Origin of the sequence: Herbaspirillum sp. SJZ106 (assembly GCF_006715495.1) — a bacterium.
Lineage (GTDB): Bacteria > Pseudomonadota > Gammaproteobacteria > Burkholderiales > Burkholderiaceae_D > Herbaspirillum.
The window spans coordinates 154,372-168,808 of the sequence record NZ_VFNI01000004.1; the positions used below are offsets into that span (position 1 = coordinate 154,372).

At 62.5% G+C, this 14,437-nt stretch carries 15 protein-coding genes; 7 read left to right on the forward strand and 8 right to left on the reverse strand.

The features are described 5' to 3' along the window. Nucleotides 1-59 precede the first annotated feature (59 nt). The 7 genes from flgF (at nt 60) to flgL (ending at nt 8,191) form a co-directional block, all read left to right on the forward strand. On the forward strand, nt 60-800 hold the full coding sequence (gene flgF, locus FB598_RS13845) for a flagellar basal-body rod protein FlgF (protein WP_141915740.1): 741 nt from the start codon (nt 60-62) through the stop codon (nt 798-800). Between the two features lie 45 nt (nt 801-845). Then, complete coding sequence (gene flgG / locus FB598_RS13850) at nt 846-1,628, forward strand: flagellar basal-body rod protein FlgG (protein WP_141915738.1); 783 nt, start codon at nt 846-848, stop codon at nt 1,626-1,628. 52 nt (nt 1,629-1,680) lie between these two features. Next, nucleotides 1,681-2,340, forward strand: a complete 660-nt coding sequence (locus FB598_RS13855) for a flagellar basal body L-ring protein FlgH (RefSeq protein ID WP_141915736.1) — start codon at nt 1,681-1,683, stop codon at nt 2,338-2,340. 98 nt (nt 2,341-2,438) lie between these two features. Continuing rightward, complete coding sequence (locus FB598_RS13860; protein ID WP_255464040.1) at nt 2,439-3,497, forward strand: flagellar basal body P-ring protein FlgI; 1,059 nt, start codon at nt 2,439-2,441, stop codon at nt 3,495-3,497. A 91-nt stretch (nt 3,498-3,588) separates the two neighbouring features. Then, the gene (gene flgJ, locus FB598_RS13865; protein WP_141915732.1) at nt 3,589-4,560 is read left to right on the forward strand and encodes a flagellar assembly peptidoglycan hydrolase FlgJ; all 972 of its coding nucleotides are present in this window, start codon (nt 3,589-3,591) and stop codon (nt 4,558-4,560) included. 178 nt (nt 4,561-4,738) lie between these two features. Continuing rightward, on the forward strand, nt 4,739-7,033 hold the full coding sequence (gene flgK / locus FB598_RS13870) for a flagellar hook-associated protein FlgK (RefSeq protein ID WP_141915730.1): 2,295 nt from the start codon (nt 4,739-4,741) through the stop codon (nt 7,031-7,033). A 24-nt stretch (nt 7,034-7,057) separates the two neighbouring features. Beyond that, nucleotides 7,058-8,191 carry a flagellar hook-associated protein FlgL gene (gene flgL, locus FB598_RS13875; protein ID WP_141915728.1) on the forward strand — a complete coding sequence of 378 codons (1,134 nt, stop codon included), beginning with the start codon at nt 7,058-7,060 and terminating at the stop codon, nt 8,189-8,191. A gap of 207 nt (nt 8,192-8,398) precedes the next feature. Here flgL and fliR read toward each other — a convergent pair whose 3' ends face one another. The 8 genes from fliR to FB598_RS13915 all read right to left on the reverse strand — a co-directional run bounded on the left by fliR (nt 8,399) and on the right by FB598_RS13915 (nt 14,423). After that, nucleotides 8,399-9,202 (reverse strand): flagellar biosynthetic protein FliR, encoded by an 804-nt coding sequence (gene fliR / locus FB598_RS13880; RefSeq protein WP_141915725.1) that lies wholly within the window; start codon nt 9,200-9,202, stop codon nt 8,399-8,401. 68 nt (nt 9,203-9,270) lie between these two features. Next, nucleotides 9,271-9,540 (reverse strand): flagellar biosynthesis protein FliQ, encoded by a 270-nt coding sequence (gene fliQ, locus FB598_RS13885; protein WP_141915724.1) that lies wholly within the window; start codon nt 9,538-9,540, stop codon nt 9,271-9,273. A 45-nt stretch (nt 9,541-9,585) separates the two neighbouring features. Beyond that, complete coding sequence (gene fliP / locus FB598_RS13890; RefSeq protein WP_370454701.1) at nt 9,586-10,407, reverse strand: flagellar type III secretion system pore protein FliP; 822 nt, start codon at nt 10,405-10,407, stop codon at nt 9,586-9,588. After that, the gene (gene fliO, locus FB598_RS13895; RefSeq protein ID WP_141915722.1) at nt 10,391-10,876 is read right to left on the reverse strand and encodes a flagellar biosynthetic protein FliO; all 486 of its coding nucleotides are present in this window, start codon (nt 10,874-10,876) and stop codon (nt 10,391-10,393) included. The genes fliP and fliO overlap by 17 nt, the downstream gene beginning before the upstream one ends. Before the next feature lie 85 nt (nt 10,877-10,961). Continuing rightward, nucleotides 10,962-11,417, reverse strand: coding sequence for a flagellar motor switch protein FliN (fliN, locus tag FB598_RS13900; protein WP_141915720.1), 456 nt, complete (start codon nt 11,415-11,417; stop codon nt 10,962-10,964). 2 nt (nt 11,418-11,419) lie between these two features. Further along, the gene (fliM, locus tag FB598_RS13905; protein WP_141915718.1) at nt 11,420-12,424 is read right to left on the reverse strand and encodes a flagellar motor switch protein FliM; all 1,005 of its coding nucleotides are present in this window, start codon (nt 12,422-12,424) and stop codon (nt 11,420-11,422) included. A 23-nt stretch (nt 12,425-12,447) separates the two neighbouring features. Further along, a complete protein-coding gene (gene fliL / locus FB598_RS13910; protein WP_141915716.1) occupies nt 12,448-12,960 on the reverse strand; it encodes a flagellar basal body-associated protein FliL in 513 nt (170 codons plus the stop codon). A 146-nt stretch (nt 12,961-13,106) separates the two neighbouring features. Beyond that, on the reverse strand, nt 13,107-14,423 hold the full coding sequence (locus tag FB598_RS13915; RefSeq protein WP_141915714.1) for a flagellar hook-length control protein FliK: 1,317 nt from the start codon (nt 14,421-14,423) through the stop codon (nt 13,107-13,109). Between the last annotated feature and the right edge of the window lie 14 nt (nt 14,424-14,437).

A 14,437-nucleotide genomic window follows, 5' to 3' on the forward strand; every position in this document is an offset into this window, starting at 1 on the left:
GCGCCGGCGGCCGGTTTCAATCAGCGGCAGAGCCAGGCTTTGCCGCGCAGAGGGGTTCTATGGATCGTCTGGTCTACACAGCGATGTCGGGCGCCAAGCACACGCTCGAGCAACAGGCCACCGCCAGCAACAACCTGGCCAATGCCACCACCACGGGTTTTCGCGCCCAGCTCAATACGTTCCGTTCGGCGCCGGTGGTGGGCGACGGCTTGCCCACGCGCGCCTTCGTGGTGGACTCCACGGCGGGCAACGATTTCTCGCAAGGCCCGATCCAGGACACCGGCCGCGCGCTCGACGTAGCGGTGCAGGGCCGCGGCTGGATCGCCGTGCAAACGGCCGATGGCGGCGAGGCCTATACCCGCAACGGCAGCTTCAAGACCACCGAGAACGGTATCCTGCAGACCCAGTCCGGACAGCCTGTGCTGGGCGACGGCGGCCCGATCACCATCCCGCCCGATGTGACGGTGGCGATCGCTGCCGACGGCACCGTGTCCACCATCCCGACCGACGGCATTCCGAATGCGGTCAACATCCTGGGCCGCATCAAGCTGGTCAATCCTGACGACAAGAACCTCAAGCGCGGCGACGACGGCATGTTCCGCACCATCAACGGCGGCGCCGCCCAGCCCGATGCCAATGTGCGGCTGGCCAGCGGCGCGCTGGAAGGCAGCAACGTGAACGTGGTGGAGGCGATGGTCAATATGATCAACCTCTCGCGCCAGTTCGAGATGAACATGAAGATGATCCAGACCGCCGAAAGCGATGCGACCAAGGCGACCCAGATCCTGTCCTTGACCTGACTATCCTGATTGCCTCGGTGTAATCGCCGATTACCGGAGAAATAAATGATTCGTTCCCTTTGGATTTCCAAGACTGGCCTGGATGCGCAGCAGACGCAGCTGGACGTGATTTCGAACAACCTGGCCAACGTCAGCACCAACGGTTTCAAGCGTTCGCGCGCCGTGTTCGAAGACCTGCTGTACCAGACCGTGCGCCAGCCCGGCGCGCAATCGTCGCAACAGACCCAGCTGCCGTCGGGTTTGCAGATCGGTACCGGCGTGCGTCCGGTGGCGACCGAGCGCATCTTCACGCAGGGCAACGTCAACCAGACCAACAACGACAAGGACCTGGCCATCCAGGGCGCGGGTTTCTTCCAGATCCTGCTGCCGGACGGCACCACCGCCTATACCCGCGACGGCTCCTTCCAGACCGACAACCAGGGCCAGCTGGTGACCTCCAGCGGCTACACATTGCAGCCGCCGATCACCATTCCCCTCAATACCACCAAGCTGTCGGTCGGCCGCGACGGCACCGTCTCGATCATGCAGGCCGGTTCGACTGCCAGCACGCAGATCGGCACCATCCAGGTGGCGACCTTCATCAACCCGGCCGGCCTGGAAAGCCGCGGCGAGAACCTGTATGTGGAAACCTCCGCATCGGGCACGCCCAACCCCAATACGCCGGGCACCAATGGCGCCGGCGCGCTGTGGCAAGGCTATGTGGAAACCTCGAACGTCAACGTGGTGGAAGAACTGGTCAACATGATCCAGACCCAGCGTGCCTATGAAATCAACAGCAAGGCGATCACCACCTCGGATCAGATGCTGGCCAAGATTTCGCAGTTGTAATCGTCACGCAGTTGAATGGGTAGTTAGCAGTTTGAAGAAGGAAGAGGCAAATATGAATCGCTTGCTGAAGTTCGCCGCCGTAGTGGGCACATTTGCCGTCGCCGGCTGCAACACCGTGCCCGAATCGATCGTCAAGGGGCCGATGACGGCGCGCCCCCAGCCAGCGTCGTATGCGCCAGCCACGTCCGGCGCGATCTTCCAGTCGGCAGTCTATCGGCCGTTGCTGGAAGACCGCCGTGCGCGCCTGGTGGGCGATACGCTGACCATTGTGATCAATGAAAGAACCAGCGCAGGCAAGACCGCCGGCAGTTCGGCCAGCAAGACCGGCACGGTCGCATCGCCGGCACCGACCATCTTCGGCACCACCATCAAGGAACTGTCGGCCAGCGGCACGTCTTCCAACAAGTTTGAAGACAAGGGGGCAGTCAGCTCCAGCAATACCTTTACCGGCACCATCGGCGTGACCGTCACGGAGGTGCTCCCCAACGGCAACCTGGTGGTGAGCGGGGAAAAGCAGGTGGCCCTCGACAAGGGAGTGGAATACGTACGCTTTTCGGGCACCGTGAGTCCGGACAATATCCAGACCGGCAATACCGTTTCCTCGACCGTGGTGTCCGACGCCAAGGTCGAATACCGCACCAATACCCGCGTCGACATGGCGGAGTTCATGTCGTCGCTGGGACGTTTCTTCTTTAGCGTGTCTCCTTTCTGATGTGGGGTTTTGTCATGTTCGTGGAAAGGTTTTCCGCTGTTAACCTGGTTCGCAAGGGGCTGCTGGCCGTTGCGGCGGGGCTGTGCGTGGCCGCAGCCATGCCGGCGCATGCCGAGCGCCTCAAGGATCTTGCCAGCATCCAGGGCGTGCGCCAGAACCAGCTGGTCGGCTACGGTCTCGTGGTCGGCCTTGACGGTAGCGGCGACCAGACCACCCAGACCCCGTTTACCGTGCAAAGCGTGATCAGCATGCTGCAGCAGCTGGGCGTGAACGTGCCGACCGGCACCAGCAACAACATGCAGTTGAAGAACGTGGCGGCGGCAATGGTGACGGCGACCTTGCCGGCCTTTGCGCAGCCGGGGCAACTGATCGACGTCACGGTTTCTTCCATCGGCAACGCCAAGAGCATCCGCGGCGGCACGTTGCTGATGGCGCCCCTGAAAGGCGCCGACGGCCAGATCTACGCAATCGCCCAGGGCAACGTCGTGGTCGGCGGTGCGGGCGCCTCGGCCGCGGGCAGCAGTACCACCATCAACCATCTGAGCGCCGGGCGCATCTCGGGCGGGGCCACCGTGGAGCGCGCGGTTCCCAGCGCGCTGGGCGGCGGGGACGTGGTCATGCTGGAGCTCAACGACAACGACTTTTCCACCGCCAGCCGCGTGGTGGATGCGCTCAACAAGCGTTTCGGTTCGGATACCGCGGTGGCGCAGGACGGACGGGTGATCCGCGTGCGCGCGCCGATTTCCAGCGGCGACCGCGTGGCCTTCCTGGGCGCGCTGGAAAACATCGATGTGACGCCCGGCAAGCTGTCGGCCAAGGTCATCCTGAACGCCCGCACCGGCTCGGTGGTGATGAACCAGAGCGTGATGCTGGAGACTTGCGCAGTGTCGCACGGCAACCTGTCGGTGGTGATCCAGGCCGACAATGCGGTGAGCCAGCCCAACGCTTTTGCAGGCGGGCAGACCGCAGGCGTCCAGAACGCGCAGATCTCGATCAACAAGGAGCCCGGCAAGGTCATGCTGCTCAAGGGCGGCGCTTCGCTGGCCGATGTGGTCAAGGCGCTCAACGCCATCGGAGCGACGCCGCAGGATCTGCTGGCGATCTTGCAAGCCATGAAGGCGGCCGGTTCGCTGCGCGCCGAGCTTGAAGTGATTTGATCGCCAGGACGGCGCTGATGCAACAAGGCAGCAAGGACGAAGCCGCACTCGGCTTTGCCAACAGATAACTGATCGCCAATCAAGGTACTTCATGCTCAACAAGATCAACCCATCCAATCCGACCGACAATCTGGCTGTCGATGCGAATGGGCTGAACAGCCTGCGCGAGGCGGCGCGGCAGAATGGAAATTCGCCGGAGGCGATCAAGGGCGCGGCCAAGCAGTTCGAGGCGCTGTTCCTGAACATGATGATGAAAAGCATGCGCGACGCCACGCCGCAGAATGGCCCGTTCGATAACGAACAGACCAAGATGTTCACCTCCATGCTGGACCAGCAGATGAGCCAGAACCTGGCGCAGCGCGGCATCGGCCTGGCCGATGTGCTCACGCGCCAGCTGTCGGCCGCATTGCCGAAGAAGTTGCCGGATGCGCAAGACCTGGAGCAACAGCAACTGGACGACGGTTTGCCGATGAACATCCCGCTGGCCAAGGACATGAGCGAGGCCGACCGTGCCAGGTTCGTCCAGAGCTTTGCCAGCCAACAAGCCGCCGATGGCGCCGACCGCGACGGGCAGGGGCGCAACAAGCGCCGTTCCAACAAGCCCGCCCACGTCGAGGCCTTCCAGAGTCGCCTGCAGGCAGATGCCGAAATAGCCAGCCGCATGACCGGCATTCCGGCCAAGTTCATGCTGGCCCAGGCGGCGCTGGAAACCGGCTGGGGCAAAAAGGAAATCATCTCCCGCGACGGGCGCTCGGCGCACAACCTGTTCGGCATCAAGGCCACCGGCAATTGGAAGGGCAAGGTTGTCGAAGCGACCACGATCGAATACATCAACGGCAAGCCGCAAAAGCGCGTGGAAAAATTCCGTGCTTACGATTCGTATGCCGACGCTTTCCGCGACTACGCCAATTTGCTGCGCAGTAACCCGCGTTACGAGAAGGTGCTCGCCAGTGCGCAAGACGCGCACGGATTCGCCTATGGCCTGCAACGCGCAGGTTACGCGACCGATCCGCACTATGCCGAGAAGCTCTCCCGCATCATCCGCCAATCCTTGTCGGCATAAGAACCGGCTCATACGCTTATCGGGAGTGGTTCGATGGCCCGATGGCATGGTGAATACAGGTTTTTAGCACGCGTACAATGCCGATCGGGTGCCGTCCGGCAACAAAAACGGACGGCCCGATCTAAAGTTTTTGTAAAGCGTGCCGTAGACTTGGTTATTCCGTTAAAGAAGATCCAGCATGGCAACCAATATCTTTAGCATCGGTCAGAGCGCGTTGCAGGCAGCGATGGCGGCGCAAGCCACGACCAGCCACAACATCTCGAATGCGACCACCCCCGGCTACAACCGCCAGGTTGTCGTGCAAAGCACGGCCGGCGGCATCAACTATGGTTATGGCTTTGTCGGGCAGGGTACCCAGGTTGCCGAGATCAAGCGCGTCTATAACGATTTCCTGGTCAAGCAGCAGCTGGCATCGCAGACCACGGCCAGTTCGCTGGACTCCTACTATTCGCAGATCTCCCAGCTCGACAACTTGCTGGCCGACAGTGACGCCGGCTTGTCGCCCGCGCTGCAGGATTTCTTCAAGGCTGTCCAGAACCTGGCCTCCAATCCGAATACCGATGCCTCGCGCCAATCCGTGCTGTCGATGGCTTCCACCCTGGTGGCGCGCTTCCAGAGCCTGAACGACCAGATGGCGCAAAGCCGCACCAGCGTCAATAACCAGATCACTTCGACTGTGAGCACGGTCAACTCGTATGCAGCCCAGCTGTCCGAGCTCAACAAGGCCATCGTCAAGGCGCAAGGCGCCGGCGGCGGCCAGGCGCCGAACGACCTGCTGGACCAGCGCGACCAGGTGATCGCCGAGATCAACAAGTATGTCAAGGTCAGCATCGTGCCGCAGGACAGCGGCGCGGTCAGCGTGTTCATCGGTTCCGGCCAGCCGCTGGTGATGGGCGACCAGGTGACCACGCTGGTGGCCACGCCTTCGGTGGATGACGTCTCGCGCCTGCAGATCGGCTATCCGGTGGCCGGCGGTAAAACCGCCATCATTCCCGACAGTTTCTTCTACGACGGCGGCAGCCTGGGCGGTTTGCTCAAATACCGCACGGAAACGCTCGACCCGGCGCAGAATTCCCTGGGCCGCATCGCCACCATCCTCGGTTCCACCTTCAACGACCAGCAAAAGCTGGGCCTGGACCAGAACGGCGTGGCCGGCACCGACTTTTTCAACATCGCCAAGCCGGCGGTGTCGGGCAAGTCGACCAATAGCGCCACCGCGTCCATGACGGCGACCATTACCAACGCCTCGGCGCTGACGACCAGCGACTACACGCTGTCTTATGACGGCACCAACTACACCGTCACCCGCTTGTCCGACAATACCCAGACCGTGATCAACCCGGCTGCCGTGCCGGCGCCGGTGGTGGATGGAGTGTCATATTCCGGGGTGACCATGGCCGCTGGCGACAGCTTCAGGATCAAGCCCACCGTCGATGGCGCCGCGCAACTGTCGCTGGCGCTGAACAATACCCAATTGATCGCGGCTGCGGCGCCCATCGTCACCGGCGGCAATGCCGCCAGCAGCGTAGGCCTGACGACGGCCGGCAATACCGGCAGCGGCGTCACATCCAACACGGCGCTGGATACCTCGGTGTTCGTGCAAGGCTCGACACTGGGTTTTGCCGTCACTACCGGTGGCGGCGGTCAACTGCAACTTACCGGCACTTGGGCGGGGGTGACTCCCGCGCCATCCATCATCGTCACCGCCCCCGACGGCACATCGTCCACGGTAGCGGCGGGTACGGCATTCGATTATGTCCCGGGCTCGACCCTGAGCAGCGGCGGGGTCAGTTTCACGCTGTCGGGCACGCCGGCTACCGGCGACAATTTCAATTTCGCGCCGGTGGCGGGCAACAAGGGAACGGCCTCCATCAGCGCCGGCTCGGTCGACTCCAGTTATCTGGCATCGCCGCTGACCGCGCCGGTGAAGATGACCTATTCGACCACCGCGCCGGTCGGTTTTGCGATTTCCCCGGCGGTGCCGGCGGCCGGCGGCGTCATTACCCACAAGGATGGCACGACTACGCCCATCGCCGGCGGCGCGACCTCCTTGCCGTATGTCCCCGGCGATTCCTATACCTTCGGCGGCATGACGTTCGCCATCAGCGGGCAACCGGCCAACGGCGACCAGTTCACCATCTCGCCCAATACCAACGGCACCGCCGACAACCGTAACGCGCTGTTGCTGGCAGGCTTGCAGACCAAGAACACCATCGGCAATACCACCTATCAGGGCTCGTATTCGCAACTGGTGGCCACCATTGGCAACAAGACCAACGAAATCAACGTGACCAACACCGCCGAGAAGGCGCGTCTGGCATCGATTACGGCGGAACAGCAATCCGAGTCCGGCGTCAACCAGGATGAGGAACTGGCCAACATGATCAAGAACCAGCAGCAGTACCAGGCTGCGGCCAAGATCATCCAGGCGGCCAGCGATATGCTCAACGTGCTGTTCACGTTGGGTAATTGATCGAGGATTTGAAGGAATACCGACATGCGTATCAGTACCCAGATGTTGTATCAGATGAGCAATAACGATCTGACAAACATGCAAAGCCAGCTCCTCAAGCTGAACCAGCAGGTCTCGGCCGGCCAGAAGGTATTGGTGCCGTCGGACGACCCGGTAGCATCCGCCCGCGCGCTGGACTTGAAGCAGAGCCAGGATCTCAACGCCCAGTACAAGATCAACCGCCAGAACGCCAACAGTTCGCTGGCGCAGGTTGCCAGTACGCTCTCCAGCTTCACCGACATGCTGACCAAGCTGAAGTCGGACGTGATCAAGGCTGGCAACCAGTCGTTCAGCAATGCCGAACGCACCAACCTGGCCGCCGAGCTCAAGGGCAACTTCCAGGAAGTGCTGGGCTATGCCAATGTCACCGATGGCCAGGGCAATTATCTGTTCTCCGGCTTCAAGAGCACCACCCAGCCGTTCACGCTGGATGGCAACGGCAACGCGGTGTACAACGGCGACCAGGGCGCGATGAGCTTGCAGGTCGATTCGTCGCGCCAGATGGAGATCAGCACTTCCGGGCAATCCATCTTCCAGGGCAATGGCCAGGATATCTTCCAGACCATGAACAACCTGATCAACGTGTTGTCGATGCCGGTGACCGAGGCCGCCAACCAGGCTGACGAAACGGCGGCCAATACCTTTGAATATCCGGCCGGCTCGGGGCAGTTTCCGATCCAGGCTTACAAGACCGCGCAGGCGACGCTGGATGCGACCGATCCCAATGATCCAGCATATGCCGCTAATTTTTCCGCTGCTGCCGCCGCCAAGCTCAAGGCCGACGCCGCCGAGGCGGCGCGCACTCCGGTGACCGGCAGCCAGGCTTACCTGACGAAGCAGCTGGCCAAGTTCAATACGCAATTCGACGGCATGATCAACAACGTCGGCACCGCCACCGCATCGGTCGGCGCGCGCCAGAATGAACTCGACAGCCTGGACGCCGCTGGCGAGACCAAGAATGTGAACTACACGGCGACGATCAACGACCTGCTGGGCCGCAATACCTCCGACATGTCTGAACTGATCAGCGATTTGACGCTGAAGCAGACTTACCTGGCGGCGGCGCAAAAGGTGTTCGTGTCGACCAGTAGCCTGACGTTGCTGAACTACCTGAAGTAAGAAGCGAGAAGCGGCATCGCGCGCATCGGGTGCGCAGGCGCAAGAAAAGAAAAAGGCGAACGATGTTCGCCTTTTTTCATTCCGGCGACCCGTCCTGAATCAGGTTGGCACTTTCCGGCGAGGGGAGGGAGTGTCAAATGGCGCAACGGATACGGCGTGGCCAGCGGGATTACAGCCTGCTGGGCCGGTGCGGCCGGGCACCTGGGGTCAGGGTTTGGGGGCGGCGCCGATAGGCGGCACGCTGCCCAGCAGGCGCACCATTTCGATACCGTCGGAGAGGAAGTGCTGCAGCGGCGTGAGCATGTAAGGCAGGCCCATGCCGATCAGGATGAAGCCGGCCAGCATGGTGATCGAAAAACCGATGCCGAACAGGTTCAGCTGCGGCGCCGCGCGCGTCAGGATGCCCAGCGCAAAGTTGGTGATCAGCAGCGCGATGAGCAGCGGCAGCGACAATTGCAGCCCCATGCTGAACACCCGCGCGCCCCACAGGGCCAGGCTGTGGAAGCCTTCGGCGGTGATCGGCTGGGCGCCGATGGGCAGGGTATGGAAACTGTCTGCCATGACCGAGAGCAGGATCAGGTGGCCGTTCAGGCTCAGGAACACCATGGTCGCCAGCAGCGAATACACCTGGCTGACCACCGAGGTGCGGCCCTGGGTCTGCGGATCGAAGAAGGCGGCGAAGGACAGGCCCATGGTGGCGCTGGTGAGTTCGCCCGCGGCTTCGACGGCGGCGAACACGATACGCATGGCAAAGCCCATGGACAGGCCGATGACCAGTTGCTGGGCCAGGATCAGCAAGCCGCCCATCGACATCGGGTCCAGCGCGGACGGCACCGGCACGTCGGGGGCGATCACCAGCGCGATCGCGATTCCCAGCATCACCTTGACCAGCATGGGGACGCTGGCGCTGCCGAACGGCGGTGCGATCGCCAGCAGGCCCAGGATACGGGTAGTCGGCCAGATGAACATGGCGATCCACGTATAGAGTTGCTGGCTGGTGAAATTGATCATCTGACGCTGTGCCGCGGGCCGGCTGAGATGCCGGCCTGCAAAGGAGGATGGACGCGCGCTGCGCGGCCTTATTGGACCATGGCGGGGATGCCGCTGAACATGGTGCGCATGTAGTCCAGTATGACGGTGAGGATCCACGGGCCGGCGATGATGAGCGCCAGGAACACGCCGACCAGCTTGGGAATGAACGACAGGGTCTGTTCGTTGATCTGGGTGGCAGCCTGGAAAATGCTGACCAGCAAGCCGATGATGAGCGCCGTCAGCAGCATCGGCGCGGCGATCATCAGGGTGACTTCCATGGCCTGGCGGCCCATGCTCATGACGCTTTCAGGAGTCATCTGGCTCTCCGGAGGGGGTGATGGTGAAGCTGGTCATGGCGCCCTCTAATAAAAACTTTGGGCAAGGGAGCCGATCAACAATTGCCAACCGTCGACCAGCACGAACAGCATCAGTTTGAACGGCAGCGAAACGATGGCCGGCGACATCATCATCATCCCCATGGACATCAGGATACTGGCCACCACCATGTCGATGATGAGGAAAGGGATGAAGATGGCAAAGCCGATCTGGAACGCGGTCTTGAGCTCGCTGGTGACGAAGGCCGGGATCAGGAGGCGCAGCGGCACGTCTTCCGGCCCTTGCAGCTCGGGGCCGCGCGAGAGCTTGACGTACAGCGCCAGGTCGGACTGGCGGGTCTGCTTGAGCATGAACTCCTTGAGCGGCGCGGCGCCTTTGTCGAGCGCCTCCATCATCTGGATCTTGTTTTCCGAAAAGGGCTGGTAGGCGTCGGTGTAGATGCGGTCGAACACCGGCCCCATCACGAAGAAGGTCAGGAACAGCGACAAGCCCACCAGCACCTGGGTGGGCGGCGTCGATTGCGTGCCCAGGGCCTGGCGCAGCAGCGACAGCACGATCACGATGCGGGTGAAACACGTCATCATCAGCAGCGCCGCCGGAATGAACGACAGCGATGTCAGCAGCAGCATCGTCTGGATCGGCAGCGTGTAATTCGTGCCGCCGCCAGGCGCTGGCGTGCTGTTCAGTGCGGGGATGCCTTGCTGGGCCGATGCCGCCAGCGGCAGGCACAGCAGGAGGAGCAGCCAGAAACGGCCGGAGCGCAGCAGCGATGCCGCGCCGGCGGTCCATGGGCGAAGTCGGGAAGCGTGTCCGAAGCGGGTCCCTTGCGGGTTAGGTTGTGCTGCCATCATTGCCTGCGCGACCGCCGCTGGCGGGGTCGCTGTTACGTTTGTCCATGGTGTGCCGCAGCCAGGAAGAAAATGCCGGCCCGTTTGTTTTGGCGGACTGGGCCGCCACGTTTTCCTGGCGCGGCATGGTGGCCAGCGCATTGACGCGGCCGGGGGCGACGCCGACCACGATCCACTGGTCGCCCACCTCGATCACCATCACGCGCTCGCGCGTGCCTACGCTGACGCCGCCGATCACCTTGGCCGCGGCATTGCCGGCCTGGTTCTGCGCCAGGCCGAAACGCTTGAACAGCCAGGCGATGCCGGCCATCAGCGCCAATACCGCAGTCAGGCCGAGCAGCATGGTAAGCACGCTGCCGCCGGATGAGGACAGGGGCGACCCCGCCGGCGCGGACGCGCTTGCGTTGTCCGCCCAGGCCAGGTTGAGGTGGAACATGCAGCCGGCGCCCAGGAGGAGCAGGGCGGCCATGAGCCTGGAAGCTGATGGCGCGGGCCGTGAGCTGCGTGAAGGGGATGTGGCGAAGAGGCGATTCATCGAATGGCGGTCGCGGCGCTCAGCGGTTGAGCTTGCGGATGCGTTCTGCCGGCGTGATGATGTCGGTCAGGCGGATGCCGAATTTGTCGTTGACCACCACCACTTCGCCCTGGGCGATCAGGCAGCCGTTGACCAGCACGTCCATCGGTTCGCCGGCCATGCCGTCAAGCTCGACCACCGAGCCTTGCGCCAGTTGCAGCAGGTTCTTGATGGCGATCTTGGTGCGGCCCAGTTCGACTGTCAGCTGAACCGGGATGTCGAGGATGAAATCGATGTCGTTAGGCGTGTTGGTCTGGATGTCGCTCGAGCTCAGGTCTTTGAACACGGTGGCAGCCGCCGGCTGGGCGGCGATGCCTTGTTCGTCTTCCATCTGGCCTTTTTTCTGCTCTGCCTCGGCTTGCGTCTGTTCGGCCATGGCCGCGCCCCACGGATCATCCTCCGCCGCGGTTTGACCTTCTACGTTCTCATCAGCCATTGCTACTCTCCTTGAAAGCTTTCCGGTGGTTCATTTTGGGTGATGGAAAGCAGCTTTTCGACGCGCAGGGCGTATTGGCCATTGAACTGGCCGTAGCTGCATTCCATCACTGGCACGCCATCGACCTGTGCATTGACGGTCTGCGCGGTTTGCAGCGGGATCACATCGCCGACCTTCATGTTGAGCAGGTCGGTAAAGGTAACGCGGGCGGTGCCGAAATTGACGATCAGTTCGACTTCGGCGGTCTGGATCTGCTGCTTCATCAGGCGGATCCAGCGCTTGTCGACTTCCAGCGCCTCGCCCTGCATGCTGCTGGTGAGGCGGTCGCGCACCGGTTCGATCATCGAGTAGGGCGTGCAGATGTGGATTTCTCCGCTGACCGGGCCCAGCTCGATGGTGAAGGTGGTGGCCACGACCACTTCGTTGGGCGTGGCGATGTTGGCGAACTGGGTGTTCATTTCCGAGCGGATGAATTCGAATTCGATCGGATAGATCGGTTCCCAGGACTTGGAATAGGTCTCGAAGGTGATTTCCAGCACGCGCATGATGATGCGCTGCTCGGTGGGCGTGAATTCGCGGCCTTCGATGCGGGTATGGAAGCGGCCGTCGCCGCCGAACATGTTGTCCACCAGCATGAACACGAACTGCGGGTCGAACACCACCAGGCCGATCCCGCGGAAGGGCTTGATGTGGACCAGGTTCAGGTTGGTCGGCACCACCAGGTTGCGGATGAACTCGCTGTACTTGGACACCTTCACCGGGCCGACCGAGATCTCGGCGGTGCGGTGGATGAAGTTGAACAGGCCGATGCGGAACAGGCGGGCGAAACGCTCGTTGATGATTTCAAGCGTGGGCATGCGCCCGCGGACGATGCGCTCCTGCGTTGCCAGGTTATAGGTACGTACCGTACCGGGAGCTTCTTCGACGGTCTTTTCGTCGTCTTCATCTCCCGTCACGCCCTTCAATAGGGCATCGACTTCTTCCTGCGATAGAAAGTGCTCGGCCATGGTCTCTGACTTCTCTTACGCTCTTACTGCTGTTGGATCACGAAGGACGTATAGAACACGTCGGTGATCACGGGGCCCTTGCCGCTGCCGGAGAAGGGTTCGCCCAACTGGTCGATGATCTCGTCGGTCAATTTGCGCTTGCCTTCGCTGGTCAGCAGCTCGGATGCTTTCTTGCTCGACAGTACCATCAGCAGGCGGCTGCGCACTTGCGGCATGTACAGCTTGAGCGCTTCGGCGGTCGCGCCGTTGGGCACTTGCAGGGTCATGGCCACTTGCAGGTAGTGGTCGCCGGTTTCCTGCTGCAGGTTGACGACGAACGGCTCGATGACCACGAAGGTCGGCGCCTTGGCTTCGACCTTCTCGTCGGCGCGCTCGTCGTCCTTCTTGTTCTTGCCGCCCATCATGAAAAACGCTGCCCCGCCGATCGCCAGCACCAGCACCACGCCGACGATGATGAACAGCATCTTCTTGCTGGACTTCGCCGGAGCCGTATCCGCTTCGGCGCCTTTGGCCGGGGCCTTTCCTTTTGTTGCCATCTACTTTCCTTTCTGTTCGTCAGCGCGTGTAGCCTGATGTGTGCTTATCGGCAAAGAATTCTTATTGTTGAGTCCGGCGCGGACGATAATTCGATTCCCCGGTGTTGCCTGTGCGCTTGTTGCCTGTTTTCCTGATCTCTCCGGATTCAAGCGAAGGTGTCGACCAGGCCCAGGCCGCCGCCGGTGACGGCGGCATTGCCCGTGGCGGCTGCGATATCGCCATCCTCGCCCTTGCCGCCGAAGCTGCCGGAAGAGGAGGGAGCGCGCGCCTGCTGGCCGTTGGCGCCTTGTTGCTGGTTGGGCATGCCGGTATTGACGGTGGCCTGGCCCAGCTGGATGCCGGCCTGGTCCATCATTTCGCGCAGTTTGGGCATGGCCGCTTCCAGCGCCTGCTTGACTTCGGGCTGGGCCGTGGTGAAGGTGGCGTCGGCCTGCGAGTTGTTCACGCTGAGCACCACCTGCAGCGGGCCCAGGTCGGGGGGATTCAGCGTCAGCGAGGCGCTTTGGATGCCGCCGCTGACCATCCAGGTGATTTTCTGGCCGACCGCCTGGTCCCAGCCGGCGCTGCCGACGTTGGGCTGGATCTTGTCGGTATAGGCCGCGAACACGGCTCGCGGCTGGTTGGCCGCCATGGCCTGCTGCATCGCCGGCATGACTGCCGGGGCCGGGGTGGCCTGCGGAGCATCCTGCTTCAACGCGGCCAGTTCCGGCGCGGCTTTGGCGGTTTGGGCGCGGGACGCCAGCGCGCTGGCATCTTCCTTCGGTGCAGCCTTGGCATCGGCGCTGCTCAAATCGATGGCGGGTTTGGCGTCCTTGGCCGGGCGTGCCGCGGCATCGGCATGCTGCTGTGCGGATTCGGGGACGGCTTCCGTCTTGCCGCCGTTGGCGTTGTTGACGTTGTTGGCATTGACGCTGCCTTGCAGGGCCGCGAAGTCGATTTTCTTGTCCTTGCCGCCCAGTGCCTGGGGTTGTTCATCGCTATCGCCACGCAGCGACGACTGCTTCGATACGCCGCGCTTGGCTTGCGCCAGCAGGTCGGCATCGGCGTTTTCGCCCTTGCTGTCGGTTGCCGGCTTGACCGCGTTCTGCCCGAGGTTGGCGACCAGGGCCAGCAGTTCGGCAGAAGCCTGGGCGGTGCTGTCGTCGGCCTGGTCTTCGTCTTTGTCGTCGCTTTGCTTCTTGTCGGCCGAGGCGGTCGACGAGGCGGTGGAGGAAGAGGATGTGGCGGCCTTGTTGGCGGTGGCCGCGGGTTGCGCAGGCTGGCTGGGCTGCGCTGGCGCTTCGGCCGCGCGCGGCTTGTCCTGCGACCTGTTTTCGGCGTTGCGGTTGCTGACCTGGCTGTTGAGCACCTGGTTGAACGGGGCGTCGGCAGTGAAGCTGTCGGCCGGATTGGACGAGCGCGAACCGGTGGCGGCGCTTTGCGAGCCGGTGATCACATTCAACAGCGGCAGGGATGTGTTCATGGGATAGTCCTGTC